Consider the following 6,756-nt stretch of genomic DNA (forward strand, 5'->3'; position numbering starts at 1 on the left):
GTGCTTTAGAAGCAAGATCAAAAGATCGCAGCCTTCGGCAGCTCCTACAGGGGAACGCATTCCAATGTAGGAGCTGCCGAAGGCTGCGATCTTTTGCTTCTCCATCACCAAGATCAATCATCCTGTTCAGTCTTTATTCCCAAGCCTAGACTCGGCCCACTCCAATAAAAGGTAGGCCGCCATGTCCGAGACGTTGCTCAGTTCCCGCAATCTGGCTTTCGAGCTGTATGAAGTCCTTGATGCCGAGGGCCTGACCCAGCGTGAGCGTTTCGCCGAGCACAATCGCGAAACCTTCGATGCGGCCATTGGCACCGCCCGCAGCATCGCCGAGAAGTTCTTCGCCCCGCACAACCGCAAGGGCGACGAGAACGAGCCGCGCTATGAAAACGGTCAGGCGATTCTGATTCCGGAAGTGAAACCGGCGGTGGATGCCTTCCTCGAAGCCGGTTTCCTCAACGCCGGGCGCAGTTTCGACGCCGGCGGCATGCAGCTTCCTACGCTGCTGTCCCAGGCCTGCTTCGCGCACTTTCAATCGGCCAATGCTGCTTCGACGTCGTACCCGTTCCTGACCATGGGCGCGGCCAACCTGATCGAAAGCTTCGGCACCGATGAGCAGAAGCGCCGCTTCCTGCAACCGATGATCGACGGCCGTTTCTTCGGCACCATGGCCCTGACCGAACCCCACGCGGGTTCGTCGCTGTCGGATATTCGTACCCGCGCGGAACCGGCGCCCGACGGCACTTATCGCCTCAAGGGCAACAAGATCTTCATCTCCGGCGGCGATCACCCGCTGTCGGAAAACATCGTGCACATGGTGCTGGCCAAGCTGCCGGACGCGCCGGCCGGGGTGAAGGGCATTTCGCTGTTTATCGTGCCCAAGTTCCTGGTCAACGATGACGGCAGCCTCGGCCAGCGCAACGACGTGCTGCTGGCCGGGCTGTTCCACAAGATGGGCTGGCGGGGCACCACGTCCACCGCGCTGAATTTCGGCGATAACGGCGAATGCGTCGGCTATCTGGTGGGCAAGCCGCACCAGGGCTTGAGCTACATGTTCCAGATGATGAACGAAGCGCGGATTGGCGTCGGCATGGGTGCCGTGATGCTTGGTTACGCGGGCTATCTGTATTCGCTGGAATACGCTCGCGAGCGTCCACAGGGCCGCGTGCCGGACAGCAAGGACCCGAACACCGCGCCGGTGGCGATCATTCAGCACGCTGACGTCAAACGCATGCTGCTGATACAAAAGGCTTACGTTGAAGGTTCATTTGACTTGGGTCTTTATGCGGCGCGGCTGTTCGATGACACCACCACCCTTGCGACCGAAGCCGAACGCAAGCAGGCCCATGAACTGCTGGACCTGCTGACGCCAATCGTCAAATCCTGGCCATCGGAGTTCTGCCTGAAGGCCAACGAACTGGCGATCCAGATCCTCGGCGGCCACGGCTACACTCGCGAATACCCGGTGGAACAGTACTACCGCGATAACCGCCTGAACCTGATCCACGAAGGCACCCACGGCATTCAGTCGCTGGACCTGCTGGGCCGCAAACTGGCGCAGAACGGCGGTGCGGGGCTCAAGCAGCTGATTCGCCTGATCGCCGACACCGCCGAGCGCGCCCAGGCGTTTGAGTCGCTGACGTCGCTGCGCGAACCGCTGGAAAAGCTGGTGGCGCGCCTGCAAACCGTGACCATCGGCCTGCTGACTGATCTGGCACAAGGCAAGGTCAACAGCAGCCTGGCGAACTCGGCGCTGTACCTGAAGGTGTTTGGTCACACGGTGATTGGTTGGCGCTGGCTGGAGCAGGCGATCCGTGCCGAAGAAGGTTTAGCCAAGGGCAATGCGGCGGATGTCAGTTTCTATAAAGGCAAGCTGCAGGCGGCGCGCTACTTCCTGACGTGGGAAGTGCCGGGTTGCCACCATGAGCTGGCGATTCTTGAAGCTCGGGATGATGTGTGCCTGGGCATGCAGGATGAGTGGTTCTGATCAGGTATAGATTGGTGTAACGGCCACAAAAAAGATCGCAGCCTTCGGCAGCTCCTACAGAGGAACGCATTCCACATGTAGGAGCTGCCGAAGGCTGCGATCTTTTGATCTTTTAATTCAACCGAAACCCACCCATCTGCCGCGCCAGATCATCCGCCAACCGCTGCAACGTCTGGCAATCATCCCGACAAGCCCTGACCTCCCCCGCCGTCGCCCGCGCCAGGTCGGAAATGCCCTGCACGTTGCGATTGATTTCTTCGGTCACCGCCGATTGCTCTTCCGTCGCCGTCGCCACCTGATGGTTCATATCGCTGATGCGTTCCACTTGTCCGGTAATCGCGGTCAACGAGGCGCCGGTACGCTGGCTCGACTCGACACCCGTGCCCGTCGCGGCCTGCCCGGAATGCATCGACGACACCGCGTTTTCTGCACCTTGCTTGAGGCTGCCGATCATCTGCTGGATTTCATCGGTGGAGGCTTGAGTGCGCCGCGCCAGGGTGCGCACTTCATCGGCCACCACGGCAAATCCACGCCCCATGTCTCCGGCTCGCGCCGCTTCGATAGCGGCGTTGAGCGCCAGCAGGTTGGTCTGCTCGGAAATCCCGCGAATCACCGCCAGCACCTGATCGATCGACGCCACCTGATGCGCCAATTCACCCACAGCGCTGGCGGCGACGCCGATTTCGTCGGACATGCTTTCAATATGCCGGATCGAGCCACCCACCACTTCCCGTGCCTGCATCGCCTCATCCCGAGCCGTTTGCGACGCGACCGCCGCATTGCCGGCATTTTGGGCGATTTCCTGAACGGTCAGACCCATTTCGTGAACCGCAGTGGCGACCATGTCGGTCATTTCCTGCTGGCGGCCGGAGCGTTCGGCGGTGTTGTCCACAACTCTGGCCACTTGCCCCACAGCCGTACGCAATCGTTCGCTGGTGGTCAGTACTTCGCCGATCATGTCGCGCTGGCTATCCAGGAACCGATTGAAACCGCGAGCCAGATCGCCCAGCTCATCGGCGCGGCTGGAATCTAACCGCTGGGTCAAATCGCCACCACCGCTACCGATGGCCACCAGTGCCGCTGTTACCTGACGAATCGGTCGTACCAACCCACGGGCCAGCAACACCACCAGCAGCAGGCACACAATCGCCACCGCCAGGCCGATGCCACTGCTCATCCACATGGCGCGGCGGGCTTCGGCGTAAATCTGTGATTGCGGCACTTCGGCCACCAGGGTCCAGCCGAGATCACGCAATGGCAGGCTTAACGCGAGGAGGTCTTCACCGTCACGCTGGAAGCCGCTGCTGGTGGCAGCTTTTTGACTCATCACCGATTGTGCCGCCGTAGCACCAATCTGCTCGGTCAAAGTTCGTTTGCCACTCAATTGCGCCTCGGGATGCACCTGGATCAAACCGTCGGAACGCACGAGATAGACCTTGCCGCGCTCACCGAAGCTGAAGTTGTGGATCAGCTCCGACAGCTCTTTCATGCTCAGGCCCAGCCCGGCAACGCCCACGACTTTACCGGCCTGCTCGACTTTGAAGTCGATGAAAAGCGCCAATTCTCCGGTGGCCGTGTCGTTATCGATGTTGAGAGTGCGCGGCTGGTTGCTGTCGAGGAACGAGTAGAACCAGGCATCTTTCGGATTGGAACGACTGAGGGTCCGGTCCAGGCCTTTTTCGGTGAAGTAATGGTTGGACGCGGTGCCGACAATAATCGCGGTAAAGGCCTTGTGCTCGGCGCGGATGCCTTCGAGATAGGTAGTAAAGGTGCTGGCCCGGGCACCGTCTTCACCCCCTGCCAGCCAGTCGCGCACCATGCTGTTGCTGGCGATGTCCTTGGCGGCGGTGAGCGGTTGGACCAGGATGCGTTCGATGTCGTTGCGCATCGCTTCGATGCTCGACGGCAAGGCTTGCTCGACCAGATAGCTCTGGGCGAGGCGGTTAACCACCAGGGTATAGATGCCAACCACGATCAGAATACTGACCAGCAAGGCGCTGCCCATACTCAGGATCAACTGCCATTGAATACTGCGTCGCCAGAACTGCATGGAGCACCCCCAAAGAATAAGAGGCTGAAACACTGCAACAGCCGTGCCGATTGTATACAAACCAACCGACAATCTATTCTTTGGTTGTGCGCAAAGCCGATCAGGCCTGATTGATCGTCTTGGAGATCACTTCAACCGTGGCGCTGACTTGCTCTTGGTAACGGTCGAGTTCGAGCTTGTGCTGTTTCTGCATTTCGATCTGCTGGGAGCACAGATTCATCGCCGCCAGCACCAGCAGGCGGTCACCGATCAGCGTCGGGTACTTCCTCTTGGTTTCGGCCAGGGCTGCCTTCAACATCATCGCGGCGTCCAGCAGGGTCTGTTCTTCCCCGGCCGGTGCCTTGATCGAATAGTCCTCTCCCAGGATCGAGACGACTTTTACCCCTGCGGCGTTGTAACTCATGCGCTGACAGGACCTGCGCTGACGCGTTCAACCAGGGCCTGAATGCGAGCCGCCGTGGCGCCTTGCTTCTCTTCGTGTTCCATCAGGCTCAGTTGCAGGCTTTCGTTTTCATCTTTGGCCTGGGCCAGTTCCGCGGTCAGGTTCTGGTTCTGTTGCACCAGGTCGCTGACCAGTTGTTCCAATTGGCTTAGGGATGCTTCCAACATTTTGATTTTCCGGGCTTTTTCAAAGGGCGCGTACGATAAAGAAAAGTCACCCTGGATGCCAGGGTTATACAGGCGCAAAGCCTTGATTTTGCTGACGGGCGACCTTCCTCGCGAGTTTTAAAGACTGTGATTGGCCAATCTGGTTCCTGCACTTCGTCGCCACAAGGTGCAACCGGCTAAAACACGGGGGGCTCAAGACTTCAGCCAGGCGACCGATAAGTCATCCATACAGCAGCCTCAGCCCCGCACGGATGCGCTATTTTCGGTGATCGCCATGTCCCTTCGTAATATGAATATCGCCCCTCGGGCGTTCCTCAGCTTTGCCCTGATCGGCGGCTTGATGATGGTTCTGGGGGTGTTTTCCTTGAATCAGATGAGCAAGATCCGCGGCGCCGCCGAAAACATCACCAACAACAGTGTGCCGAGCATCAAGAGCCTGGACGAGTTCACCCAGCTCACCTTGCGCCTGCGCGTGCTGTCCTACCGTTTGCTGGTGAATCGCGAGCCTGACGTGCAGCAGAAAACCGTGGAATTGCTGGAGACGCGTAACCAGCAGATTCGCGCCGCCCAGGCGACCTACGAAAAGCTGATCGCCAGCCCGCAGGAACGTGCGGCCTACGATCAATACGTACAGCTGCTGGGTCAGTACCGCCAGATCGAAGACCGGATGAAGACCCTGTCGCGCAACAATCAGGTCGACGAACTGCGCAGCTTGCTCAACACCGATTTGCTCAACAACTCCGAAGCGATCAACGCCGTGTTGAACCGCCTGCTGGAGATCAACACCCAGCAGAGCCACGACACTAACCAGCAGGCAGCCGATCAGTATGATTCGGCGTTCAACCTGGTGATCTCCCTGTTGGTGATCGCCACCGCCCTGACGTTGCTGTTCGCCTGGTTGCTGACCAACAGCATCACCCAACCGATAGCCAACGCCCTGAGCGCCGCCGAACAGATTGCCGAAGGCAACCTGACGCGCCCGATCAACGTCGACGGCAAAGACGAAGCCGGCCGCTTGCTGCTGGCCATGTCGAAGATGCAGGACAAGCTGCGTGACACGCTGCAGCGCATTTCCGGCTCGGCCACGCAGCTGGCGTCCGCTGCCGAAGAACTCAACAGCGTTACTGACGAAAGCGCCCGAGGCCTGACCCAACAGAACAACGAAATCGAACAGGCCGCCACGGCGGTCAACGAAATGACCAGCGCCGTGGAAGAAGTCGCGCGCAACGCGGTCAGCACGTCCGAGGCGTCGAAGAACGCCACCACATCTGCCGGCGACGGCCGTGACCTGGTACAGGAAACCGTGAGCGCCATCGAACGCATGAGCGCCGACGTGCAGAGCACCGCCACCCTGATCGGCGACCTGGCCAACGAGTCACGCGACATCGGCAAGGTGCTGGATGTGATCCGTGGCCTGGCCGACCAGACCAACCTGCTGGCCTTGAACGCCGCCATCGAGGCCGCACGCGCCGGTGAGGCCGGTCGTGGTTTCGCCGTAGTGGCCGACGAGGTTCGTGCCCTGGCCCACCGCACCCAGCAGTCGACCAGCGAAATCGAACGCATGATCGGCAGCATCCAGAGCGGTACCGAGCACGCGGTGGACTCGATGCGCAACAGCACCGAACGCGCCGAATCGACCCTGAACATCGCCCGCGGCGCCGGGATGTCGCTGGACACCATCAACAGCGCCATCGTCGAAATCAACGAGCGCAACCTGGTTATCGCCAGCGCCGCCGAAGAACAGGCGCAGGTGGCCCGTGAAGTGGATCGCAACCTGGTGAACATTCGTGACCTGTCGGTGCAGTCGGCCACCGGGGCAAATCAGACGAGTGCGGCGAGCAATGAGCTGTCGCGCCTGGCGGTGGACCTGAACACACTGGTTGGGCGGTTTAGCCTTTAAGCTATAAAGCAAAAAGATCGCAGCCTGCGGCAGCTCCTACACAGGGATGTGTGTTTTCCTGTAGGAGCTGCCGCAGGCTGCGATCTTTTTGCTTTATAGCTTAAAGGCTAAACCGCCCAACCAGTGTGTTCAGGTCCACCGCCAGGCGCGACAGCTCATTGCTCGCCGCACTCGTCTGATTTGCCCCGGTGGCCGACTGCACCGACAGGTCAC

Annotated in this window: 5 protein-coding genes and 2 pseudogenes; 3 read left to right on the forward strand and 4 right to left on the reverse strand. The window is 59.9% G+C overall.

Annotation, left to right across the window (positions count from 1 at the left end):
- Positions 1–181 precede the first annotated feature (181 nt).
- Positions 182–1,984 (forward strand): acyl-CoA dehydrogenase, encoded by a 1,803-nt coding sequence (locus AC1DVH_RS24300; protein ID WP_477755965.1) that lies wholly within the window; start codon positions 182–184, stop codon positions 1,982–1,984.
- Between the two features lie 112 nt (positions 1,985–2,096).
- On the opposite strand, the gene AC1DVH_RS24305 is transcribed toward AC1DVH_RS24300, so the two are convergent.
- From AC1DVH_RS24305 to AC1DVH_RS24320, 4 genes and pseudogenes are all read right to left on the reverse strand, one after another.
- Entirely contained in the window at positions 2,097–2,942 is an 846-nt protein-coding gene (locus tag AC1DVH_RS24305; RefSeq protein WP_477755966.1) for a methyl-accepting chemotaxis protein, read from the reverse strand.
- Positions 2,943–2,960: 18 nt separating this feature from the next.
- Positions 2,961–4,034: pseudogene (locus AC1DVH_RS24310) on the reverse strand (HAMP domain-containing protein); the annotation flags it as partial.
- Positions 4,035–4,134: 100 nt separating this feature from the next.
- The gene (locus AC1DVH_RS24315) at positions 4,135–4,437 is read right to left on the reverse strand and encodes a cell division protein ZapA (protein WP_007981180.1); all 303 of its coding nucleotides are present in this window, start codon (positions 4,435–4,437) and stop codon (positions 4,135–4,137) included.
- Positions 4,434–4,643: a hypothetical protein gene (locus AC1DVH_RS24320; protein ID WP_095943263.1), complete on the reverse strand. Its 210-nt coding sequence runs from the start codon at positions 4,641–4,643 to the stop codon at positions 4,434–4,436. Before AC1DVH_RS24320 ends, AC1DVH_RS24315 begins: the two co-directional genes overlap by 4 nt.
- Positions 4,644–4,932: 289 nt before the next feature.
- Between AC1DVH_RS24320 and AC1DVH_RS24325 the strand changes: the two are divergent.
- Positions 4,933–5,688, forward strand: a pseudogene (locus tag AC1DVH_RS24325) (MCP four helix bundle domain-containing protein); the annotation flags it as partial.
- A complete protein-coding gene (locus AC1DVH_RS24330; protein WP_477755967.1) occupies positions 5,680–6,543 on the forward strand; it encodes a methyl-accepting chemotaxis protein in 864 nt (287 codons plus the stop codon). The pseudogene AC1DVH_RS24325 and the gene AC1DVH_RS24330, both read left to right, overlap by 9 nt.
- Positions 6,544–6,756 lie beyond the last annotated feature (213 nt).

The sequence above is a fragment of the Pseudomonas sp. P4_C3 genome (genome assembly GCF_056402075.1).